Raw genomic sequence first — 20552 nt, 5'->3', positions numbered from 1 at the left:
GCCGAAGATGCGCGACCTCTCAGCCCGCCTGCGTCCGTCTCAGACCCGCCGCTCGACCATCATCTTGCGGATTTCCGCGATCGCCTTCGCGGGGTTCAGGCCTTTCGGGCAGGTCTGAGTGCAATTCATGATGGTGTGGCAGCGATAGAGCTTGAAGGGATCCTCAAGCGCGTCGAGCCGATCCCCTGTCGCCTCGTCGCGGCTGTCGATCAGCCAGCGATAGGCCTGCAGCAGCACGGCCGGTCCGAGATAGCGCTCGCCATTCCACCAGTAGGACGGGCATGAGGTCTGGCAGCAGAAGCACAGGATGCACTCATAGAGGCCGTCGAGCTTCTCGCGGTCGGCATGGCTCTGCTTCCATTCCTTTTCCGGCGCCGGCGTCTCGGTCTGCAGCCACGGCTCGATCGAGCGCAGCTGCGCATAAGGCAGTGTCAGGTCCGGCACCAGGTCCTTGATCACTGGCATGTGCGGCAGCGGGTAGACCTTGATGGTCCCGTTGATCTCATCCATGCCCTTGGTGCAGGCGAGGGTGTTGCCGCCATCGATGTTCATCGCGCAGGAGCCGCAGATGCCCTCGCGACAGGATCGCCGCAGCGTCAGCGTCGCGTCGACCTTGTTCTTGATCCAGAGCAGCGCGTCGAGCACCATCGGCCCGCAATCGTCGAGATCGACATGGAAGGTGTCGATGCGCGGATTGGCGTCGTCGTCCGGCGACCAGCGATAGATCGCGAACTCGCGCGTGCGGGTGGCACCGGCCGGCCTGGGCCATTCCTTACCCTTGGTGATCCGGGAGTTTTTCGGGAGCGCAAGCTCGACCATGCTGATGTTCCGGTGCCAGTTTGGAATCGTTCGCGAACATAAGCATTGCGCCGCAAAAGGCCAGCGGCGAATCAGCCCACGCCGGACGGAGAAAGGCTTTCAGCCTCGGCGCCCCGCCGGCGCCGCCGGCCACCTCTGTGGCGACGGTGCTGCGCCGCTTGCGCAGCGCAGCAGCAGCGTCAGTTTGCTGGCTTGTTGCCTTGGCTGCCCTCAGGCGCGGAAGGTTGAGGCTGGGAAGCCGCACCCGGCGCCGCCGACTGGACAGCGCCTCCCGACGGCTGGGCGGTCTTCGGGGGCTCCTTGAATGTTCCGGTCGCGCAGGCGCTCGATGTCGTATCGAGGAAACCGAAGATAAGGACCTGGTCGGGCTTGCCGACCCGTCCATCCTTCAGCATGCGATCGGCAACCGGCGGAGCCACCGCGCTGGCGATCAGGTAATCGCGCTGGGGATCGGAGAGTTTGTCCAGCGCCTGTTCCGCAAGGCAGGTACAGGCCTCCTTGCTCATCGCCTTCATCTGCACGCCGCAAAGGCCGGAAATCAGCTCGACCTGATTGTCCTTGCCCACACGCGGCAGTTCGAACTTGTCGCCTACGGCATTGCGCGGCTGGCCGGGCGCTTGTGCCGCCGAGGCTGGCGGCGTTGCCGTGCCAGCGTTCTCCTGCGCTGACGCCGGCCCGCTGACCAGCGCTGCAAGAAGCATTGCCGCGACAGCGTGGGTTGATTTGGTCATGATCTCCCTCCCGAGAGCATTTCGCCGGCCTGGGCCGGCGCACAAGTGCCCAGCCGCAGACGTAGCTCCGACAACGGCGGTTGGCGAGCCCTCATACTCACGAGCCGCGCACCGTACCTGATCGCCGTCCTTGCCAATCCGGGACTCATGCGATCCGCAGACCGGGTTGAAGCCTAAGTCTGCCACTTCGAAGTTCTTCCGCCGCCACCCGCGGCCAAAGGCGGACAGAAGACCCGCGCTCTGGCGCGGCGCGGGTCTTGTTGATCAATACACCCGCTTCTTCGGCTTGATGTATTCGATCTGGTTCGACAGCGTGTAGGTGTGCACCGGCCTGTCCTCCAGCCGCACCGCCTTGGTGTCGACGTCGCAGAAGGACAGGGTATGCTTCATCCAGTTCTGGTCGTCGCGATCGGGGAAGTCCTCGCGGGCATGGGCGCCGCGTGATTCCTGGCGCGCGAGCGCGGAGTCCATCGTCACCACCGCCTGGGCGATGAGGTTGTCGTATTCCAGCGTCTCGATGAGATCGGTGTTCCAGATCAGCGAGCGGTCGCTGACGCGGATGTCGTCGGACGCCTGCCAGACCTTGTGGATCTTCTCGTGACCCTCTTCCAGGATCTCACCGGTGCGGAACACCGCGCAGTTCGACTGCATGGTGCGCTGCATGGTGTCGCGCAGCTCCGCCGTCGACGTCGAGCCTGCAGCGAAGCGGGCGCGGTCGAGACGCGCCAGCGAGTTTTCGCCGGCCCCTGCCGGCAGCGGCGCCTGGTCCTCGCCGGGCGTCACCGTCTCGGCGCAGCGCAGCGCCGCAGCGCGGCCGAACACGACGAGGTCGATCAGCGAGTTGGAGCCGAGGCGGTTGGCGCCGTGAACCGAGACGCAGGCCGCCTCGCCGACCGCCATCAGGCCGGGCACGACCGTGTCCGGATTGCCGTCGCGCTTGGTCAGAACCTCGCCATGATAATTCGTCGGGATGCCGCCCATATTGTAGTGGACCGTCGGCAGCACCGGGATCGGCTCGCGCGTCACATCGACGCCGGCAAAGATCTTCGCCGATTCCGAGATGCCCGGAAGGCGCTCGTGGAGGATCGCCGGATCGAGGTGGTCGAGATGCAGGAAGATGTGGTCCTTGTTCTTGCCGACGCCGCGACCGTCGCGAATCTCCATCGTCATCGAGCGTGAGACGACGTCGCGCGAGGCAAGGTCCTTGGCCGAAGGCGCGTAACGCTCCATGAAGCGCTCGCCTTCGGAATTGGTGAGATAGCCGCCCTCGCCGCGGGCGCCCTCGGTGATCAGGCAGCCGGCGCCGTAGATGCCGGTCGGATGGAACTGCACGAACTCCATGTCCTGCAGCGGCAGGCCGGCACGCAGCACCATGGCGTTGCCGTCGCCCGTGCAGGTATGGGCCGAGGTCGCCGAGAAATAGGCGCGGCCGTAGCCGCCCGTCGCCAGGATCGTCTGCTTGGAGCGGAAGCGGTGGATCGTGCCGTCATCCATATTGATGGCGACGCAGCCGCGACAGGCGCCCTCCTCATCCATGATGAGGTCGATTGCGAAGTACTCGATGAAGAACTCGCTCGAATAGCGCAGCGACTGCCCATAGAGCGTATGGAGGATGGCGTGCCCGGTGCGGTCGGCGGCGGCGCAGGTGCGCTGCGCCGGCGGGCCTTCGCCGAACTGGGTGGTCATGCCGCCGAAGGGGCGCTGGTAGATGCGCCCGTCCTCCGTGCGCGAGAACGGCACACCGAAGTGCTCGAGCTCGTAGACGGCGGCCGGCGCGTTGCGCACCAGGTACTCGATGGCGTCCTGATCGCCCAGCCAGTCCGACCCCTTAACGGTGTCGTACATGTGCCACTGCCAGTTATCCTCGCCCATATTACCGAGCGAGGCGGCAACGCCGCCCTGCGCCGCGACCGTGTGCGAGCGGGTCGGAAAGACTTTGGTGATGCAGGCGGTCTTCAGGCCCGCCTGCGCCGCGCCGAGCGTAGCGCGCAGGCCGGCGCCGCCGGCCCCCACCACCACGACGTCGAACGTATGGTCGATGAACGTATAGGCACGTCCGGTCTGCGCCGGCGCTGTGCGATGCGGCTGTGCGGTTCCGTTGCTGGCCATGTCAGGCTCCGAAGCTCATCTTGACGATCGCAAACAGGCTCGCGGCGGCGATCGCGATGGCGAAGAAGTTGTTGAGGATCAGGAGCGGGATCTTGGCGTCGCCATGGATGTAGTCCTCGATCACGACCTGGACGCCGAGGCGCATATGGTAGGTGACCGACATCATCGTCAGCGCCATCCCGATCCCGATCAGCGGATTGGCGAAAGCCGCGCGCATATCGGCATAGGTGCCGTCATGCAGCCAGATCAAGAAGATGATGAAGAAGGAGATCAGGAAGAAGTTGGAAACGGCCGTCAGGCGCTGCTGCCAGAAATGCTCGGTGCCGGCCTTCGCCGAGCCGAGGCCGCGCACACGGCGAAGCGGGGTCATCATGTCCATGGGGCCGTTCCTCAGCCGACGAGGGCAACGACGATCCAGAGGATCGCGGTCAGGGTGATCGAGCCGGCGGCTGTCGCCAGCGCCAGGCGCGTCGACTGTTCGCGCTGCAGGCCATTGCCGGTGTCCTGCAGGAGGTAGCGCAGCCCTCCGAGGAGGTGGTGCAGCAGCACCCAGCTGTAGCCGAAGATGACGATGCGGCCGATGATCGAGCCGAAGAAGGCCGAGGCATAGGAGAAGGCCTCGGGCCCACTGGCTGCTGCCACAAGCCACCAGGCCACGAGCAGCGTCCCGGCATAGAGCGAGACGCCGGTGATGCGATGCAGGATCGACATCGCCATGGTCGGTCGAAAGCGATAGATCGTGAGATGCGGCGATAGCGGCCGCGCGGTTTTGACCTGGGACATCGGTGCCTCTTGTCCTCTTGGGCTTTCCCGCGCGCGCATGGCCTGGCATGCACCGACCGCGGCTCGCCTGGGATGGTTCTAAAAGTCCTATCGCGCCTGCGAAAGCAAGCCCTTCAGCAAGCTGCGAGCGTCCGCCGACGCGCTAAATCGTTTCAAAGGGATACGCCGCCTGCGCGGCATCTCCCAAGCCTCTTCGCACAAGCGTGATCGGAAGGAAACCAGCCGAATCGGGTCTCAGGGCGCGGTCGGCTCGCGGTCGGCGAAGCGCAGCACATAGCTCGACCAGTCGGCAGGGTCGCCGACCTTCTCGTAGAGTTTGCGGCCCGCACCGACATTGCGCGGCGCATGCAGGACGAGCTTCGACCAGCCGCGCGTATCCGCCTCCTCCGCCAGGAGATCGATCATCGCCTTGGCGATGCCTTTGCGCCGGTGCGGATGATCGACATAGATGTGGTCGGCAAGGCCCGCCCGCATGCCCGTCCAGGGATCCGGCATGTCGTAGAAGATCAGGAAGGCGACGAGCTGGCCGTTGATGCGGGCCCCCAGGATCTCGGCCGTGCGGTCCTGCAGCAGTTGCTCGGCATAGAAGGTATCCGGCGCACCGGGCGCGCCGCGGAACAGCGACTGGTTGTAGCCGGCGATCAGCGGCGCCAGGTCGCGCGCGTCCGACAGGCGAAGGGTACGGATCTGGATATCGGGGGCGGCATCGTCCATGCCGCATGAATTGCGCGGGATCACCGGGCGGTCAAGGCAGCCGCCGACGTCAGCCCTCCTTAACCTTTCGGAAGTTTTCGCTTAAGCAAAGCGCGCTCGGAAGCACCCGGCTCGGTCGGAGAGTGGAATGCAAGAGGCGATCCTGTACTGGTCCGTGCCGGTGACCTTCTGGATCTTCGGGTCGGCCTTCATGGTTCTGCGCCGCCGCGGCTTCCAGCTGCATGACTGGGGCGCATCCTTCCTCCTGCTCGGTGCTGGCTACGCCTCCATCATCCTGCCGCCGCCACAGGATTGGCCGCTCGCCAAGAACCTCGTCGAGGACATGTTCTTTCTCAGCGGCACGGCGGTGATGAATCACGCGCTGACGCGGCGCTTCCCGGTTCGGCGCGTCCTCTGGCCGATGGTGGCCATCATTCTCGCCTCGCTCGGCGGCGCGGCATGGGCGGTCGGCATCCGCGAAAGCATCCGCATCGAGACGCTGATCGTGCAGGCCGGCTGCGCGCTCCTGATCCTGACGACACTCGCGCAGCTGTCGCGGCGCCTCGACCGCCCGGTAGTACGGCTGCAGTTCACCGCCTTCGCCATCGTCTGCGTGACGCTGCTCGTCCAGTGCGGCATCTATGCGATGACGCCCGAGCCCGGCGGGGAACCGGGCGACTGGCTGGCCTCTGGCAACGGCTTCATCGTCCAGGTCACCGGCGTTTGCATCGCCGTCTTTCTCGCCTTCGCCATCGTCCTGTCGATCGGCATGGATGCGATGGAGCAGCTGGAGCGGGTATCGATCACGGATCCGCTCAGTGGCCTCCTCAACCGGCGCGGCTTCGAGAAGGCCGCCGCCGAGCGCCGGTCGGGCGGGGCCACCGTCATCCTTCTCGACATCGACCACTTCAAGCGGGTGAACGACGGCCACGGCCACGCCGGCGGCGACATCGTCATCGCCGGGGTCGGGCGGCTGTTGTCGGAGAGCGTGCTCGACAGCGGGCTCGTCGCGCGGCTGGGCGGCGAGGAGTTCGTGATCCTGCTGCCGACGGCCGACCGCGCCGACGGCTATGCCGTGGCGGAGACCTTCCGTCAGGCCCTGGAGATCCGGGTCTGGCCGCATTTGCCCGGCCTGCGGATCACCGGCAGCTTCGGGGTCGCAACGCTCGGTCCATCGGACTCCATCGACGAGGCACTGCGGGTTGCCGATCTCCGCCTCTATGCCGCGAAAGCCAGCGGGCGCAACCGGGTCGTCGCCTCGGACGAGCCGGACGAGCGCGCCGTCGGCGCTGCCTGGCTGAGCGGGTCGGAGCGATCAGGCATCAGCGGCCATGCCTCGGGCCTGCCCATCGATGATCGTCACCCCGGCCGTCAGACCGCAACGAATGCAGCGGCGACAGCAGGGCTGGAACGCGACGCCTGAGAGCAGGCGCATCGCGCCTCTACCAAAGCGGCAGAGCTCAGGACCGACCCGAAGCCAGAAGATCCGGCCGACGCTCCGCGGTGATCCGCTCGGCCTCGGCGCGGCGCCAGCGCTCCACCGCGCCGTGATCGCCTGACGTCAGCACCGGCGGAATGCCGCGACCTTCCCACTCGGCCGGCCGGGTATAGTGCGGATGCTCCAGGAGCCCGGCCTCGAAGCTCTCCGTCACACCGGATTCGGCATTGCCCATGACGCCGGGCAGCAGCCGTATGACGGCGTCGAGCAACACGGTCGCGGCGATCTCACCGCCGGAGAGGATGTAGTCGCCGATCGACACTTCCTGAAGGCCCCGTGCCTCGATGACCCGCTCGTCGACACCCTCGAACCGGCCGCAGACGATCACCGCGCCCGGCCCTTCCGCGAGCTGGCGCACGCGGCGCTGATCCAGCGGCCGGCCGCGCGGGCTCATCAGGAGCCGCGGACGCGGATCGTCAGGCGACGAGGCATGGTCGATCGCCGCGGCCAGCACGTCGGCCCGCAGCACCATGCCGGCGCCGCCGCCGGACGGCGTATCGTCGACGCTGCGGTGGCGGCCTTCGCCGAATGCGCGGATCTGCACCGTTTCAAGCGTCCAGTCGCCGCGCTCCAGCGCACGTCCGGACAGCGAGAGGCCCAGCGGCCCGGGGAACATCTCGGGATAGAGCGTCAGGACGCTGGCGCGAAAGCTCAAGTCGGCTCTCCGCCCGAGCCGGAGGCCTCCTCGTCCGCCCCGGTGCCCGGCTCCGGCGCATCATCGTCCGCCGGATCGCTGCTCTCCAGCCCGGCGGCGAAGGGCTCGACCACGATGACGCCGCGCTTGATATCGATCTCGGGCACTGCGGCCTGCGAGAACGGGATCAGGACGCTCGGCCCCTTCTCCGGTTGAATTTCCGCGATCTCGCCGGCGCCGAAATCGTGGAAGCCGATGAGTGTCCCGACGGCCTGCCCTCCGACGGTGACGACAGACAGCCCGACGAGGTCGCTCTGGTAGAAGTCGTCCTCGTCCTCTTCCTCCGGCAGCGCCGAGCGGTCGACGAAGAGCTCGCGTCCGTTGAGCCGCTCGGCGGCGCTACGGTCGCGCACCTCCTCGAAGCGCACCACGACCACCGTCTTCTGCAGCCGGGCCGAACGCACCGTGTAGCGGTTGCCCTCGGCATCATGCAGGGGTCCGTAGGCGCCCAGGCTCTCCGGATCATCCGTGAAGGAGCGCACCCTCACCTCGCCCTTCAGCCCGTGCGCCGCCCCGATGACGCCGAGGAGCACGGAAGTGGCTGAGGTGCGAGGGGGCATGGATGATCTCGGCGGTCTGGACGGGCGCGGCTGACGGTTCTCTGGCCGCCCCGCTCCGCCGGGTCAAGACGCCGCGAAGCCTCAGAGCCGTCAGTGGCCTGGCTGGCGTCGCTCCGGAACGGCGCCCGTCTCGTAGAGGGCCCGCTTGGCGGCATACATGCGCTCGTCCGCGAGCTTCACGACATCCTCCAGCCGCTCGCCCGCCTGCGCCGTCGCCATGCCGAGCGCGAAGCTGAGGCGCTCGCTGGAATAGAACTGGTTGTTGATCTCGACGAGGTTCTCCAGCGTCTCCATCATGGCCGCGCCTTCCACCTCGCTGGCCATCGGCATCAGGATGACGAACTCGTCGCCGCCGATGCGGGCGGCGCAGGAGGGCCGCGCCACCGCCTTCTGCAGAACCTCGCCGGCGCGGCGCAGCAGCCCGTCGCCCGCCGCATGGCCGAGCGTGTCGTTCACCGTCTTCAGGCCGTTGAGGTCGGCGACGATGATGGTGACGCTCGTCGCCCGCTTGCGCTCCAGCCGGTTCAACTCGTCGATGAAGAAGGACCGGTTGTAGAGTTTGGTCAGCGCATCATGCTTGCCGAGGAATTCCAGATACGCCTCGGCGCGCTTGCGCGCGGTGATGTCGGTCAGCGCCACCTGCACCAGCGACCAGTCGTGCTCATGGCCGGGAAAGACCGAGAACTGCATGTGGACGTGCAGCTCGTCGCCCTTCAACGAGTAGTTCACCACCTCGCGCTGCTGGAACAGCTTGCCATTCCAGAGATCGATGAGCTGCTCCTTGAAGTGCTGCTCCATCGCGTCGCGGAAGATGCTGTCGAGCTGGTCGGTCAGCGCCTCCCGGCTCGGCGCGCAGAACAGCTCCAGCGTATGACGGTTGACGTCGATGACGCGGATCTCGCTGAGGCAGCGCTGCACGAACTCGGGATGAACGTCGACGAAGACGCGGAAGTCGCTGACGCCACTGTCGCGCACGCCCTCGATCAGTTCGCGGACGGCGCTGAAGTCCTCCACCCACAGCGAAACAGGCGAATGATCGAAGAGGCCGCGGGCATATTCCTCGCTTTCGGCCGCGCGACGGCGGGCCTGTTCCCGCTCCGTGACGTCCTCGGTCGACAGCAGCACACAGCTCCAGTCATCCTCATGGCCGGGCAGGATCCGCGCCTTCAGCTGCACGTCGAGGCGCTTGCCGGTCAGCGTGTAGTTCGCCGCCAGACTGGCGAATTCGGTCCCGCCCTCGAAGAGCTGCGCTACCTCCTCCAGATGCGACAGCAGCATGTCGTTGCGGAAGATCTCGCCGACATTGGCGCGGAGGTCGTCGAGGTCGCGCGCACCGAACAGGTCGAGCACCTTCTGGTTGACTGCCAGGATGCGGATCGCCTGCGAGCTTGCCGCGACCCGTGAAAGGTCCTCCGCGAGGAATGCGCGGATATCGGTGACGCCGTCGGCGCGCCATCCATCGATCAGCGCTTTGACGCCGCTGTAGTCCTCCAGCCAGAGCGGGATCGGCGACAGCGCGAAGAGAGGCTCGCGAGCGGCAGCGTCATAGCCGCGGTCGACGGAGCCGAAGCGCACAGGCGCCGAGCGACGGGCCTCGGCGATCCGGGCGGCCGATTGCTTGCGTTGAAGAGAAAGGGTCCGCACAGCCGCCACGTCTCCGGAATGCTCCGTTCGAACAATGCAGCTAACGTGCCGCAGCAGCCGTCAACCGCCGGTTAACGCATCGCCAAAGAATCGCATTCTGAACGTCCGCTTCCCCTTTTCAAACGACAACGGCGCCCCACCGGGGCGCCGTCGCAGAAATCCCGGCCGGGAGTCTGGCCTTTACTCCGTCGGGGCTGCAGCCTCTTCGGCAGCCTTCTCGGCGGCGGCGCGAGCATCTTCCTCGCGCTGCTTGCGCTCGGCCTCGCGCTCCTGCGCCTTCTTGCCCGGCAGGGCCTTGGTCGGGTTGGAGCGGGCCGGGCGGTTGGCGATACCGGCCTGATCGAGGAAGCGCAGCACGCGGTCGGTCGGCTGGGCGCCTTCGCCGAGCCAATGCTTGATGCGGTCTTCCTTCAGCGTGACGCGCTCGGCATCCTTCGGCAGCATCGGGTTCCAGGCGCCCAGCGTCTCGATGAAGCGGCCGTCGCGGGGTGCGCGGGCGTCGGCGACGACGATGTGGTAGTAGGGGCGCTTCTTGGAGCCGGCGCGGGCGAGGCGCATCTTGAGGGCCATGGTGATAGTCTCCTAGGTCTGATCTGGTTCGTTGGTGCTTCGGTCGGGCAGCAGCTTAAGTGCGGGCTACGAGACCGACATTCTCTTCCCCGGCCGCGACCGCCTCGTGGTGACGGATGACGTGCCGGATGACGAAGTTGAGGTACTTTTCGGCGAAGTCCGGATTGAACCGGGCGTCGTCCGACAGCCGCCGCAGCCGGGCGACCTGCTCGCGCTCACGCGCCGGGTCGGCGGCGGGCAGCTTGTGCTCGGCCTTCAGCCGGCCGACCGTTTCGGTGCAGCGGAAGCGCTCGGCCAGCATGTAGACGATGGCCGCGTCGATATTATCGATCGAGGCGCGAAGGTCGCGCAGCAGCACGCGCGCGCGTTCCGCGTCGCTGGCCGTGCCGTCGATCTCCCCATCTGCCATCGGCGTCTCCCTCACTTCTTCCGCCCGATGCCCGGCAGGCCCGGAAAGCCGCCGGGTAGCCCCTTCGGCAAGCCACCGCCCAATCCGCCGAGGCCGCCCAAGCCGCCGGGCAGGCCGTTCGGCATCGGCGGCAGGCCACCACCGCCCTGCACGGCGCGGGCCATCTCCTCGAGCTCCTTCGGATCCATCTTGGAGAGGTCCGGCATGCCGCCGCCGAGACCGCCGGGCAGGCCCATCTTGCCGGCCAGGCCGCCCATCATCTTGCCCATCAGGCCGCCGCGGCCGCCCTTGCCCATCGCCTTCATCATGTCGGCCATGGCGCGGTGCATCTTCAGGAGCTTGTTGATGTCGGCCGAGGACGTGCCGGAGCCGGATGCGATGCGCTTCTTGCGGCTGTGCTTCAGGATGTCGGGGTTGGAGCGCTCCTCAGCCGTCATCGAGGAGATGATGGCGAGCTGGCGCTTCAGGAGCTTGTCATCGAGGCCGGCGGCGGCCATCTGGTCCTTGATCTTGCCCATGCCGGGCAGGAGGCCCATCATGCCCCCCATTCCGCCCATCTTCTGCATCTGGCCGATCTGGTCGGCGAGATCGTTCAGGTCGAACTTGCCGGCCTGCATCTTCTTGGCCATCGCCGCGGCCTTTTCCGCGTCGATGGTTTCGGCGGCACGCTCCACCAGGCTGACGATGTCGCCCATGCCGAGGATGCGGTCGGCGATGCGCGCGGGATGGAAGTCCTCCAGCGCGTCCATCTTCTCGCCGACGCCGATCAGCTTGATCGGCTTGCCGGTGACGGCGCGCATGGAGAGCGCGGCGCCGCCGCGCCCGTCGCCGTCGACGCGGGTGAGCACGATGCCGGAAATGCCGACACGCTCATCGAAGGAGCGCGCAAGATTCACCGCGTCCTGGCCGGTCAGCGAGTCCGCGACCAGCAGGATCTCGTGCGGGTTCGAACGCGCTTTGATCTCGGCCATCTCGGCCATCAGCGGTTCGTCGATATGGGTGCGGCCGGCGGTGTCGAGGATAAGGACATCGTAGCCGCCGAGGCGGGCCGCCTGAGCGGCCCGGGACGCGATGTCGACAGGCCCCTGTCCCGCGACGATCGGCAGCGACGCGACGCCCGTCTGTTCGCCGAGGACGCGCAGCTGCTCCTGCGCCGCCGGGCGGCGCGTGTCGAGCGAGGCGATCAGCACCTTCTTGCGCTGGCGCTCGGTCAGCCGCTTGGCGATCTTCGCCGTGGTGGTGGTCTTGCCCGAGCCCTGCAGGCCGACCATCATGATCGTCACCGGCGCGGGGGCATTGAGGTCGATCGGCACCTGGTCGGAGCCGAGCAGCGCCACCAGCTCGTCATGGACGATCTTGACGACCATCTGGCCGGGCTTGATCGACTTGACGATGGCTGCGCCGACGGCCTTCTCGCGGATGCGGTCGGTGAAGGAGCGCACCACCTCCAGCGCGACGTCAGCCTCGAGCAGCGCACGGCGCACCTCGCGTAGCGCCGCGCCGACATCCTTGTCGGAGAGCGTGCCGCGGCCGGTGAGGCCGTTGAGAATGGACCCGAGGCGGTCCTGCAGCGAATCGAACATCAAACGTTCCCGCGTCTTCGAAGGATGAAGACGGAAGGTGGTGCATCGGGCGCCGCCGTGCAAACCGCCGCTCTGGCATGGAGCCAAAGCAGAACGCATCCGCGGGCGAAACTCGCTGGCGGATGGTGACCTCCGGGTGGCTCCGGCATTACCCAGAGGAGCCCGGTCGGCGGGTCGCGGACGAAACCTGTCGCGGATCAGCTGGGGTGAAACACGACTGGCGCGCGAAAGTCAATGCTTGGAGCCGGCGCGGAGGGCGCTGCAACGCCCGAGATCGCGACCTATGCCTATAGCCGTAAGGAGACGGCCCTTGCGGCTTCAGGCGGCGGCTCCACAGCAACAGCCTGTGGCGTCCCATGCAAGAAGGCCGGCACCGCGATCGGTACCGGCCTTCCCGCGGATCAGTCTTAGGCGGCTGCCTAGAACTCCTCCCACTCGCTTTCCACCGGCTTGGCTGCGGCCCCGCCGGCGCCGGCGGTCTTCATCTGGACGACGCTGCGGTTCGAGGCCGGCCGCACGGTCGAGCGGGCTGCGGCCCGCGGCGCCCGTTGCTCTGCCCCGCTCGTGCGGAACCGGCTCATCAGTTCTGCAAGCTGTTCGGTTTCGCCGAGCAGGCTCTGGGCGGCTGCGGTGGTCTCTTCCACCATCGCCGCATTCTGCTGCGTGACCTTGTCCATCTGGTCGGCAGCGGTGGAGACCTCCTTCAACGACAGCGCCTGCTGGTTGGCGTTGCGCGCGATCGTGTCGGCGACCTCGCTCATCTCGCGGACCTGCGTGACGATCTCCTCAAGGCTGCGGCCGGACGCCGACACCAGTCCCACCCCGTTTTCGACCTCAGCGGACGAGGCGGAGATGAGATCCTTGATCTCCTTGGCGGCCTCGGCGGAGCGCTGGGCAAGCCCGCGCACCTCCTGCGCCACCACCGCAAAGCCTCGGCCCGCCTCGCCGGCTCGCGCCGCTTCAACGCCGGCGTTCAGCGCCAGGAGGTTGGTCTGGAAGGCGATCTCGTCGATGACGCCAATGATCTTGCCGATCTTGTCGGACGAGGCGGAGATCTGCGCCATGGCGGCCGTCGCCTGCGCGACGATGGTGCCGCCTTTCTCGGCGTTCTTCAGGGCTGCTGCCGCCGATCCATTGGCGCGCACCGCGTCGGCAGCCGTCGCGTTGATCCCGCGCGACACCTCCGACAGAGCTGCGACCGTCTCCTCCAGGCTCGCGGCCTGCTGCTCGGTCCGCTGCGAAAGGTCTGAGGCAGCGACGCTGATCTCGGTCATACCTTCGCCGATCGCGCCGGATGCGTGCTTGACCTGCCGCATGGCCGCTTCCAGGCCGTCCACGGCTCGATTGAAGTCCACCCGGAGCTGATCGAGCTCCGGCGGCAGCACCTGCCGGATGCGACGGTCGAGATTGCCCTCGGCAAGGTCGCTCAGCGCGTTGCCCACTTCGGCGACGGCGGCGACCCGCGGTGTGACGTCGACGGCATATTTCACGACCTTCGTGACCTTGCCGGCGGCGTCCAGGATCGGATTGTAGGACCCCTGGATCCAGACCTCGCGACCGCCCTTGCCGAGGCGTTTGAACTCGTTGGCCTGGAACTTGCCGCTGCGCAGCTCGCTCCAGAATTCGCGATACTCCGCGCTGTCGCGATGCGCCGGCTCGACGAACATGCTGTGATGGCGGCCGACGATCTCCTCCTCGGAATAGCCCATCACGTCCAGAAAGTTGCGGTTCGCCTGGATGATGGTGCCATCGACCTTGAACTCGATGACGGCCTGAGAGCGGCAGACCGCGGCAATCTGGCCCGCATAGTCCAGATTCAGCAGGCGCTCCTTGGCGTCGGCCCACTCGACGACGAAGCCGACGATCTTCGAGCCCTCGCGCAGCGGCGTGACGAGCAGATCGAAGGCGCGCTGGCCGACGCGAATGGTGGCGCTGTGCGGCTTCTGCAGCGCGGCCAGGAGGTTGCGCTGATGCGACGGGTTCTTGTGGAAGACATCGATGTTGCTGCCGATCAGCGTCGATACGCTGAAGCGGGGCAGCTCCGTCTTCAATTCGCTCTCCGCCTCGCGCAGCAGCGCCTCCAGTGCCGGATTGAGGTAGGTGATGTGCAGGCTGCTGTCAGCCAGCATCACATTGGTCCTCAGAGCGTCGAGGCCGGCGATCTTGCGTGCGTTTAGGGAGCTGCGAAACGAAGGGAAGGCCATGGAAAGGGTCTCACCGGAGGAAAGTCTGGGCCTGCGTCGTTCCCGCAAGTCGAAAAAGACAAGATTACGTTATCGTCTCAGGACTTTAGCATCGACACGCACGGCAATAGACTTGCCGATTCTTGGTAAACCCGAGGTTAAATCGCGGTAGCGGCGCGCGACGTACAACCAAATGTGACCGGCCGAGCGTGCTCGCTTCTGTCCGGCCGCATGAGAGCTCGCCTTCTATGACCGGCCTGCACCATTCCGCTTGTTCCGCTGCCCTGTCCCTTCAAGAGCATATGCGGGAGGATAATCCGCTCGAATGGAAAGCCGGCTCTTACCGCGACGGGCCCCCTGCCTAGCTTCTCGTACCGTGCCGCGAGATTGCGCGAATGCGGCGGCAGCGGCTCCCCGATCAGGCGGGAGCCCGTTCACAGGCATCGAGGCAGCACATCATGACGACGATCCGCACACGACGCCTCGGCCGCACCGGCTGGGACATTTCGGAGATCGGCTTCGGCGCCTGGGCCATCGGCGGCTCTTGGGGCGACGTTGGCGAGGCGGATGCGCGCGCGGCCCTCCATGCCGCGCTCGATGCCGGCGTGACCTTCATCGACACGGCCGACGTCTATGGCGACGGCCGCTCCGAGCGGATCATCCGCGATGTCCTGAAGGAGCGCGGTGGTGAGCGACCGATCGTCGCGACCAAGGCCGGGCGCCGGCTCGATCCGCATGTCGCGGATGGCTACAACGCCGCCAATCTGGAAGCCTTCATCGACCGGAGCCTCACCAATCTCGGCGTCGAGACGCTCGACCTCGTCCAGCTGCACTGCCCGCCGACGGAGGTGTTCTATCGTCCCGAGGTCTTCGAGGCGCTGGATCGGCTCGTCGACAAGGGCAAGATCCGCTTCTACGGCGTCTCGGTCGAGAAGGTGGAGGAGGCGCTGAAGGCAATCGCCTATCCCGGCGTCGCCTCTGTACAGATCATCTACAACATGCTGCGCCAGCGGCCGGCCGAGCTGTTCTTCCGAGAAGCCAAGGCTGCCGATGTCGGCATCATCGTGCGCGTGCCGCTGGCAAGCGGCATCCTCACCGGCAAGATGAGCGCCGGCTCGACCTTCGCGGCCGACGACCATCGCGCCTTCAACCGCCATGGCGAAGCCTTCGACGTCGGCGAGACCTTCTCGGGCGTGCCCTTCGAGGTCGCCCTGCAGGCGGTGGAGGAACTGCGCCCGCTTCTGCCGGGCAGCGCCACCATGGCGCAGTTCGCGCTGCGCTGGATCCTGATGGAGGACGCCGTCTCCGTGGTCATCCCTGGCGCCAAGAACCGCGAGCAGGCCGAGGGCAATGCCGGCGCCAGCGCTCTGGCGCCGCTGCCGGCCGAAACCATGGACCGGGTGCGCGAGATCTATCGCCGCCTGATCGCGCCGCACGTCCACCAGCGCTGGTAGGCCGGCGCGCGACATGGTCGGCTTGGAGAGGCGCAGCCATCATGCCTCATGATGCTCCGCCGTCGGTCCGCTGGCTGCTGCACCTCGTGGCAGACCTCGCCGCACCCTGGAGTCGCTCAGTGCGAGGCTGATAGCGTGCAGGCGCCCCGGTTCGCGCTTCAGCGAACAGCCCGGCGGAAGTGGGTCTCGATCGCGTCGAGAAGCGTTTCGCGAGCCTCGCCAGCCTCGCTCGTCCTGCCTTCGACGACCCCGTGCAGTGCGGCGAACAGGAATACGGCTGTGAAATGGGGATCGGCCAGCGACCAGGCGCCCTTGACGTTTCCATCGCGCAGCAATCCTTCGAGGTGATCGGTCAGGATGTTACGTGCCAGGCCCTCGCGAGGCGGCAGCGGCAGCGCCGAGAAGATGAGGTCGTGCAGGCGGGTGGCCTCCAAGTAAGCCGTCGCGCAGGCCCGTGCCCATGCCTGCAGCCTTGCGTCCGGATCGACTTGCGAACACTCTGCGACAGCACCGACGATCCGATCGAGGACGCCCTGCACGAACCGGGAGCGCAAAGCCTGGACAACGTCCGCCTTCGAGCCGAAATGCAGGTAGAAGGCGCCCTTCGAGATCGCGGCTCCTGCGGTGATATCCTCGATCGTCGTTTGTTCAACGCCCTTCTCCAGGAAGAGCCGCTCGGCCGACGTCATCAGGCTGTCCCGCCGTTCCTCCGGCGGCCTGGTTCTCGGGCGTTTCGCTGCTGTATTAATCATTCGACGGGCTCGGGCACCTCACGCTCCGGCGTTGCGGCTCTTCCCGGTGCAGATAGCCTGCAAAGACATCCCGCATCGACGTACTTTCAACCTCCGGCATCAGTCTGCCGGCTTCGCCGCGATGATAGCCGCTATGTGTCACCACATGGGCCAACATCTCTTCACGCGACATGCGTCCCCTGCTGCCGTCCGTGAACGTGAAATCCACCACCTCCTCCAGTTCGTCGGATCTGACGGCCGAGATGTAGTCCAGATACCATTGGTCCGTTTCGGCAACCGACGAAGCCAGGTCGGATAACGCCGGAGCCTCCGCCGTCCAGCTCGCGTCGAAGGCATGCGGCTGCCTCTGCAGATGGGCGGCGAAGATCAGATCCACCCTGTGCGCATGGGCAAGAACGCGCAGGGCCGACGAGAGGCGATCTGACGGTCCTTCATCAGCCACGGCAGCCATGGCGCTCAACAGTTCACGGTTCGATGCGGTTTTGAACCGAAGCAGCGATGCGAGAAGCAACTGAATGGACATAACAGCCTCCACGGCAACAGGATCACGCATGATCAGCATTTGACTGACCGTCAGTCAACATTGAGATCGAAACCGTGGACGCCGATAAGGTCCGCCCTTGATAAGGCCCACCTGTCGCTGTTGCCGGCTACGAAAAACGCAAGCCCGTAGCGCCGGAGAACCGGGGCTTCGTTGCCGGCGCGGCGTCTTCGCGGTTGCAGCCGCCTGCGGCTCAGCCTAGAGCCTCTGACGGCTTTCGCCCGAGCGCTCACATCCGCGTCGATGTCATGCGGCACGCTTGCATGCCAAGGGTTTCGGCCTGCGGCCCACCGCATGTCTCGAGAGGCGCCGATGACGATGCCACGAACCCTGCCCGCGACCGGCCGCAATGCGGTATTCCTGGGCGTCGTCCTGATGCTTGTCGGCGACCTCGCCTTTTCGCTCAACGACGCCATGGGCAAGTGGCTGCTGGTGAGCTTCTCCGTCGGGCAGGTCCTGTTGATCCGCTCGCTCGGCGCCTTCCTGGTCCTCGGGCCGATGCTGCTGCGCGGGGGAACCGGCGATCTCATGCGCCCGGCTCGGCCCAAGCTCCAGCTGCTCCGCGTCGCTCTGGCCACCGGCGACACCGGCCTGTTCTACGCTGCCGTGATCTACCTGCCGCTCGCGGACGTTCTGACCTTCTACATGGCCGGGCCGATCTATGTCGCAGCTTTCGCACATGTCTTCATGGGCGAGAAGGTCGGCTGGCGGCGCTGGACCGCGATCTTCCTCGGCTTTGTCGGCGTCGTCATCGCCCTGCGTCCGTCCTCCGCCTCGCTGACGCTCCCCTCGCTTTTCGGCCTCCTCGGCAGCCTCTGCTTTGCCGGCACCATCCTGCTGGCGCGGGTGCTGCGCGGAACCAGCGACACGACGCTGGTCACCTGGCAGACCATGGGTGCGATGGCCACCGGCGCGGTGATGAGCCTCGGGGCATGGCAGACACCGAACCTCTTCGACCTCGGCGCCTTGCTTCTTCTCGGCGTCGTGTCCTGCGGCGCCCACCTCCTGATCACGAGGTCGCTGAAGCTCGCGCCGGCTTCGACCCTCGCGCCGCTGCAATACACGCTGCTGCTCTGGGGCATTGTCTTCGGCATCGTCTTCTTCGGCGACGTACCGGACGCGATGATCCTGACGGGATCGGCGATCATCGTCGTTGCCGGCCTCTTCATCTTCCATCGACAGGCGGTCACGGAGACGCCGCCCCTGCCGCAGGGGGGCGCGCGAGGCGACGTGGTCTGAGGAGACGGACCGTTACGCAATTGCCCCCGGGCTGGGCCTCGCCAAGATGGGCGGCTAACCTATGTCGTGCCGATGCTGACGCCCCTTCTGCCTCTCGCATGACACCCCGCTTTCGACGCAGGCGCTTCTACAAGGGGCCGCCGAGCGATCATTTCGACGGTCACCGCTTCTTCAATCCGGATGGGGAGCTGCCGAAGGGCCTCGGCGCCGTGCTGCGCTGGCGGCTGGAAGGCAAGCGCCAGCCCTGGCCGGAGAGCTTCCCGAGCCGCTACGAGCAAGACAGGCCACCGGCCCGCGTCGGCGGCGACAGGCTCCGCCTCGTCTGCGTCGGCCATGCCAGCCTTCTCCTGCAGACCGGCGGGCTCAACATCCTGTTCGATCCGGTTTGGTCGGAGCGCTGCAGCCCGTTCCCGAATCTCGGCCCGAAGCGGCACCAGCCGCCCGGCATTGCCTTCGACGACCTGCCGCCGATCGACGTCGTGCTCGTCACCCACTCTCATTACGACCATCTCGACCAACCGACATTGGAGCAGCTGCAGCGCCGCCATCGCCCGCGATTCATCGTACCCCTCGGCGTCGACACCCTCCTGCGCGGCTTTTCCGGCGGGATCACCGCCGAAGCCTATGACTGGGGTGATCGCGTGCGCCTCGGCGATGAGGTGGCGGTCACTCTCGACCCGGCCCATCACTGGAGCGCCCGCGGCGTCTTCGATCGCCGGCTGACGCTCTGGACCACCTTCGTGCTGGAGACGCCCGCGGGCCTCGTCTACTGCAGCGGCGACACCGGCTTCTTCGGGGGCGTCAACTACCGCGCCGCCTTCGAGCGCTTCGGCGCGCCGAAGCTCGCGGTGCTGCCGATCGGCGCCTATCTGCCGCGCTTCTTCATGCACCCGCAGCACCAGGATCCGGACGAGGCGGTCCGCGGTGCCCGCTTCCTCGGAGCCGAGCTGACGATTGGCAGCCACTGGGGCTGCTGGCAGTTGACCGACGAGGCTGCCGACGATCCGCTGCGCCTGCTGGATGCCGCGCTAAAGCGCTGGGACGTACCGGCCGAGCGCTTCCAGGCGGGATGGCCGGGCATGGTGGTGGAACTGCCGGCGACCTTCGAGACACCGCCGCTGCAGCCGCTTACCGCAACGCCGGAAACGACCCGCCCGACGCCGGAGGCGCTCTTCGTATGATCGCAGGTGTCATCCTTGCCGGCATCACGGCCCTCTTCGTGGCGGGGACGCTGCTCTCCTTTGCGCGCATCCCGCACGGCTTCATCCGCGGCCTGTCGTTCCCGCGCCTGCAGATCCTGGCGGCAACGGTCGTCCTGCTGCCGCTGACGATCCTCTACGCCGAGCCCCGTCTGTTGCTCTATGCAGCGCTCGCCGGACAGGCGCTTGTCATCGCGGTGCAGGCGGTCTCGATCGCGCAATACACGCCGCTGCGCTCTCGCCAGTCGCAGGGTTTCGACGGCGATCCGGACGGGCCGAACACGGTGCAGATCCTGTCCTGCAACGTGAAGATGTCGAACCGCGACTACGCCAAGGCGATCGACATGGCGCGCCGGATCGATCCGGACATTGCCGTCTTCATGGAGACCGACAAGCCCTGGACGGATGCGCTGCGCGTCCTCGCGGACCGGCTGCCGCATGTGGTCGCGCATCCGCTCGACAACGCCTACGGCATGATCCTCCTGTCGCGGCTGCCCTTGAGCGATACGCTGGTGCGCGATCTCGTGATGGAGGACGTGCCCTCCATCGTCACGGCGGTGACGCTGCGCAATGGCCGGCGCTTCCGCTTCCATGCCGTGCATCCGGAGCCACCGGTGCCGCATATCGATTCCGTCGGCCGCGACGCCGAGCTCCTGAAGGTTGCCGAGGAGGTGGAGGCCGACACGCTCCCCGTCATTGTCTCGGGCGATCTCAACGACGTCGCCTGGTCGCACACATCGCGGCTGTTCCAGCGTGTCTCCCGTCTGCTCGACCCGCGCATCGGTCGCGGCTTCTACAACACCTTCGATGCGCGCTACTGGTTCATCCGCTGGCCGCTCGACCACCTCTTCCACGACTCCCGCTTTCAGATCGTCGACATGCGGCGGCTGCCCTTCATGGGCTCGGACCATTTCCCGATGTACTTCAAGCTGGCGCTGACCGGCGATGCCGCCGAGGCGGAGGAGCCGCGCGAGGCCTCCGCCTCCGACCGCGCCGAGGTGCAGGACATCGAGGACGAGGCCGAGGTCCTCAACCGCGAACCCGTCGGCGTCGACTGGGAGAGCTGACGCGCATCGTCCGCCGGCAAGTGC

At 66.8% G+C, this 20552-nt stretch carries 20 protein-coding genes; 5 read left to right on the top strand and 15 right to left on the bottom strand.

Features of this window, described 5'->3' with window-relative positions:
* Positions 1 to 39 precede the first annotated feature (39 nt).
* From C0R46_RS16235 to C0R46_RS16210, 6 genes are all read right to left on the bottom strand, one after another.
* Positions 40 to 819 carry a succinate dehydrogenase iron-sulfur subunit gene (locus C0R46_RS16235; protein WP_102960703.1) on the bottom strand — a complete coding sequence of 260 codons (780 nt, stop codon included), beginning with the start codon at positions 817 to 819 and terminating at the stop codon, positions 40 to 42.
* 179 nt (positions 820 to 998) lie between these two features.
* On the bottom strand, positions 999 to 1520 hold the full coding sequence (locus C0R46_RS16230) for a hypothetical protein (protein WP_102960702.1): 522 nt from the start codon (positions 1518 to 1520) through the stop codon (positions 999 to 1001).
* 294 nt (positions 1521 to 1814) lie between these two features.
* Entirely contained in the window at positions 1815 to 3659 is a 1845-nt protein-coding gene (gene sdhA / locus C0R46_RS16225; protein ID WP_102960701.1) for a succinate dehydrogenase flavoprotein subunit, read from the bottom strand.
* Between the two features lies 1 nt (position 3660).
* The gene (gene sdhD / locus C0R46_RS16220) at positions 3661 to 4038 is read right to left on the bottom strand and encodes a succinate dehydrogenase, hydrophobic membrane anchor protein (protein ID WP_102960700.1); all 378 of its coding nucleotides are present in this window, start codon (positions 4036 to 4038) and stop codon (positions 3661 to 3663) included.
* Positions 4039 to 4049: 11 nt separating this feature from the next.
* On the bottom strand, positions 4050 to 4442 hold the full coding sequence (sdhC, locus tag C0R46_RS16215; RefSeq protein WP_102960699.1) for a succinate dehydrogenase, cytochrome b556 subunit: 393 nt from the start codon (positions 4440 to 4442) through the stop codon (positions 4050 to 4052).
* Positions 4443 to 4676: 234 nt separating this feature from the next.
* Positions 4677 to 5156, bottom strand: coding sequence for a GNAT family N-acetyltransferase (locus C0R46_RS16210; RefSeq protein WP_102960730.1), 480 nt, complete (start codon positions 5154 to 5156; stop codon positions 4677 to 4679).
* Between the two features lie 127 nt (positions 5157 to 5283).
* On the opposite strand from C0R46_RS16210, the gene C0R46_RS16205 reads away from it, so the two are divergent.
* Positions 5284 to 6558: a GGDEF domain-containing protein gene (locus C0R46_RS16205; RefSeq protein ID WP_102960698.1), complete on the top strand. Its 1275-nt coding sequence runs from the start codon at positions 5284 to 5286 to the stop codon at positions 6556 to 6558.
* A gap of 37 nt (positions 6559 to 6595) precedes the next feature.
* On the opposite strand, the gene trmD is transcribed toward C0R46_RS16205, so the two are convergent.
* The 7 genes from trmD to C0R46_RS16170 form a co-directional block, all read right to left on the bottom strand.
* Positions 6596 to 7288 carry a tRNA (guanosine(37)-N1)-methyltransferase TrmD gene (trmD, locus tag C0R46_RS16200; protein WP_102960697.1) on the bottom strand — a complete coding sequence of 231 codons (693 nt, stop codon included), beginning with the start codon at positions 7286 to 7288 and terminating at the stop codon, positions 6596 to 6598.
* A complete protein-coding gene (rimM, locus tag C0R46_RS16195; protein WP_102960696.1) occupies positions 7285 to 7887 on the bottom strand; it encodes a ribosome maturation factor RimM in 603 nt (200 codons plus the stop codon). The genes trmD and rimM overlap by 4 nt, the downstream gene beginning before the upstream one ends.
* A gap of 90 nt (positions 7888 to 7977) precedes the next feature.
* A complete protein-coding gene (locus C0R46_RS16190) occupies positions 7978 to 9462 on the bottom strand; it encodes a GGDEF domain-containing protein (protein WP_102960695.1) in 1485 nt (494 codons plus the stop codon).
* A gap of 249 nt (positions 9463 to 9711) precedes the next feature.
* Positions 9712 to 10101 (bottom strand): 30S ribosomal protein S16, encoded by a 390-nt coding sequence (gene rpsP, locus C0R46_RS16185; protein WP_102960694.1) that lies wholly within the window; start codon positions 10099 to 10101, stop codon positions 9712 to 9714.
* A 55-nt stretch (positions 10102 to 10156) separates the two neighbouring features.
* Positions 10157 to 10510, bottom strand: coding sequence for a chorismate mutase (locus tag C0R46_RS16180; RefSeq protein ID WP_102960693.1), 354 nt, complete (start codon positions 10508 to 10510; stop codon positions 10157 to 10159).
* Between the two features lie 11 nt (positions 10511 to 10521).
* The gene (ffh, locus tag C0R46_RS16175; protein WP_102960692.1) at positions 10522 to 12093 is read right to left on the bottom strand and encodes a signal recognition particle protein; all 1572 of its coding nucleotides are present in this window, start codon (positions 12091 to 12093) and stop codon (positions 10522 to 10524) included.
* A 419-nt stretch (positions 12094 to 12512) separates the two neighbouring features.
* Positions 12513 to 14222: a methyl-accepting chemotaxis protein gene (locus C0R46_RS16170; RefSeq protein ID WP_245413619.1), complete on the bottom strand. Its 1710-nt coding sequence runs from the start codon at positions 14220 to 14222 to the stop codon at positions 12513 to 12515.
* A 512-nt stretch (positions 14223 to 14734) separates the two neighbouring features.
* Here C0R46_RS16170 and C0R46_RS16165 point away from each other — a divergent pair.
* A complete protein-coding gene (locus tag C0R46_RS16165; protein ID WP_198598372.1) occupies positions 14735 to 15730 on the top strand; it encodes an aldo/keto reductase in 996 nt (331 codons plus the stop codon).
* A 158-nt stretch (positions 15731 to 15888) separates the two neighbouring features.
* Here the strand turns inward: C0R46_RS16165 and C0R46_RS16160 are convergent, their stop codons facing one another.
* Positions 15889 to 16419, bottom strand: a complete 531-nt coding sequence (locus tag C0R46_RS16160; RefSeq protein WP_102960690.1) for a TetR/AcrR family transcriptional regulator — start codon at positions 16417 to 16419, stop codon at positions 15889 to 15891.
* 55 nt (positions 16420 to 16474) lie between these two features.
* Positions 16475 to 17005, bottom strand: coding sequence for a DinB family protein (locus tag C0R46_RS16155; RefSeq protein ID WP_102960728.1), 531 nt, complete (start codon positions 17003 to 17005; stop codon positions 16475 to 16477).
* Between the two features lie 330 nt (positions 17006 to 17335).
* Between C0R46_RS16155 and C0R46_RS16150 the strand changes: the two genes are divergently transcribed.
* From C0R46_RS16150 to C0R46_RS16140, 3 genes are all read left to right on the top strand, one after another.
* Entirely contained in the window at positions 17336 to 18262 is a 927-nt protein-coding gene (locus C0R46_RS16150) for a DMT family transporter (protein WP_425349896.1), read from the top strand.
* 98 nt (positions 18263 to 18360) lie between these two features.
* Entirely contained in the window at positions 18361 to 19443 is a 1083-nt protein-coding gene (locus C0R46_RS16145; protein ID WP_102960689.1) for an MBL fold metallo-hydrolase, read from the top strand.
* Positions 19440 to 20528: an endonuclease/exonuclease/phosphatase family protein gene (locus tag C0R46_RS16140; RefSeq protein WP_102960688.1), complete on the top strand. Its 1089-nt coding sequence runs from the start codon at positions 19440 to 19442 to the stop codon at positions 20526 to 20528. The genes C0R46_RS16145 and C0R46_RS16140 overlap by 4 nt, the downstream gene beginning before the upstream one ends.
* Positions 20529 to 20552: the final 24 nt, after the last annotated feature.

The sequence above is a fragment of the Mangrovicella endophytica genome, from assembly GCF_002893625.1.
Taxonomy (GTDB): domain Bacteria; phylum Pseudomonadota; class Alphaproteobacteria; order Rhizobiales; family Rhizobiaceae; genus Mangrovicella; species Mangrovicella endophytica.
The sequence above is the reverse complement of the archived record's forward strand: the minus strand, read 5'-3'. Positions and strand labels throughout refer to the sequence as shown.

Bases quoted from the DNA above. Each gene is read 5' to 3' on its own strand.
- C0R46_RS16235 (WP_102960703.1), bottom strand. From the start codon at position 819: ATGGTCGAGCTTGCGCTCCCGAAAAACTCCCGGATCACCAAGGGTAAG.
- C0R46_RS16230 (WP_102960702.1), bottom strand. From the start codon at position 1,520: ATGCTTCTTGCAGCGCTGGTCAGCGGGCCGGCGTCAGCGCAGGAGAAC.
- sdhA (WP_102960701.1), bottom strand. From the start codon at position 3,659: ATGGCCAGCAACGGAACCGCACAGCCGCATCGCACAGCGCCGGCGCAG.
- sdhD (WP_102960700.1), bottom strand. From the start codon at position 4,038: ATGGACATGATGACCCCGCTTCGCCGTGTGCGCGGCCTCGGCTCGGCG.
- sdhC (WP_102960699.1), bottom strand. From the start codon at position 4,442: ATGTCCCAGGTCAAAACCGCGCGGCCGCTATCGCCGCATCTCACGATC.
- C0R46_RS16210 (WP_102960730.1), bottom strand. From the start codon at position 5,156: ATGGACGATGCCGCCCCCGATATCCAGATCCGTACCCTTCGCCTGTCG.
- C0R46_RS16205 (WP_102960698.1), top strand. From the start codon at position 5,284: ATGCAAGAGGCGATCCTGTACTGGTCCGTGCCGGTGACCTTCTGGATC.
- rimM (WP_102960696.1), bottom strand. From the start codon at position 7,887: ATGCCCCCTCGCACCTCAGCCACTTCCGTGCTCCTCGGCGTCATCGGG.
- rpsP (WP_102960694.1), bottom strand. From the start codon at position 10,101: ATGGCCCTCAAGATGCGCCTCGCCCGCGCCGGCTCCAAGAAGCGCCCC.
- C0R46_RS16180 (WP_102960693.1), bottom strand. From the start codon at position 10,510: ATGGCAGATGGGGAGATCGACGGCACGGCCAGCGACGCGGAACGCGCG.
- ffh (WP_102960692.1), bottom strand. From the start codon at position 12,093: ATGTTCGATTCGCTGCAGGACCGCCTCGGGTCCATTCTCAACGGCCTC.
- C0R46_RS16170 (WP_245413619.1), bottom strand. From the start codon at position 14,222: ATGCTGGCTGACAGCAGCCTGCACATCACCTACCTCAATCCGGCACTG.
- C0R46_RS16165 (WP_198598372.1), top strand. From the start codon at position 14,735: ATGACGACGATCCGCACACGACGCCTCGGCCGCACCGGCTGGGACATT.
- C0R46_RS16160 (WP_102960690.1), bottom strand. From the start codon at position 16,419: ATGACGTCGGCCGAGCGGCTCTTCCTGGAGAAGGGCGTTGAACAAACG.
- C0R46_RS16155 (WP_102960728.1), bottom strand. From the start codon at position 17,005: ATGTCCATTCAGTTGCTTCTCGCATCGCTGCTTCGGTTCAAAACCGCA.
- C0R46_RS16150 (WP_425349896.1), top strand. From the start codon at position 17,336: ATGACGATGCCACGAACCCTGCCCGCGACCGGCCGCAATGCGGTATTC.
- C0R46_RS16145 (WP_102960689.1), top strand. From the start codon at position 18,361: ATGACACCCCGCTTTCGACGCAGGCGCTTCTACAAGGGGCCGCCGAGC.
- C0R46_RS16140 (WP_102960688.1), top strand. From the start codon at position 19,440: ATGATCGCAGGTGTCATCCTTGCCGGCATCACGGCCCTCTTCGTGGCG.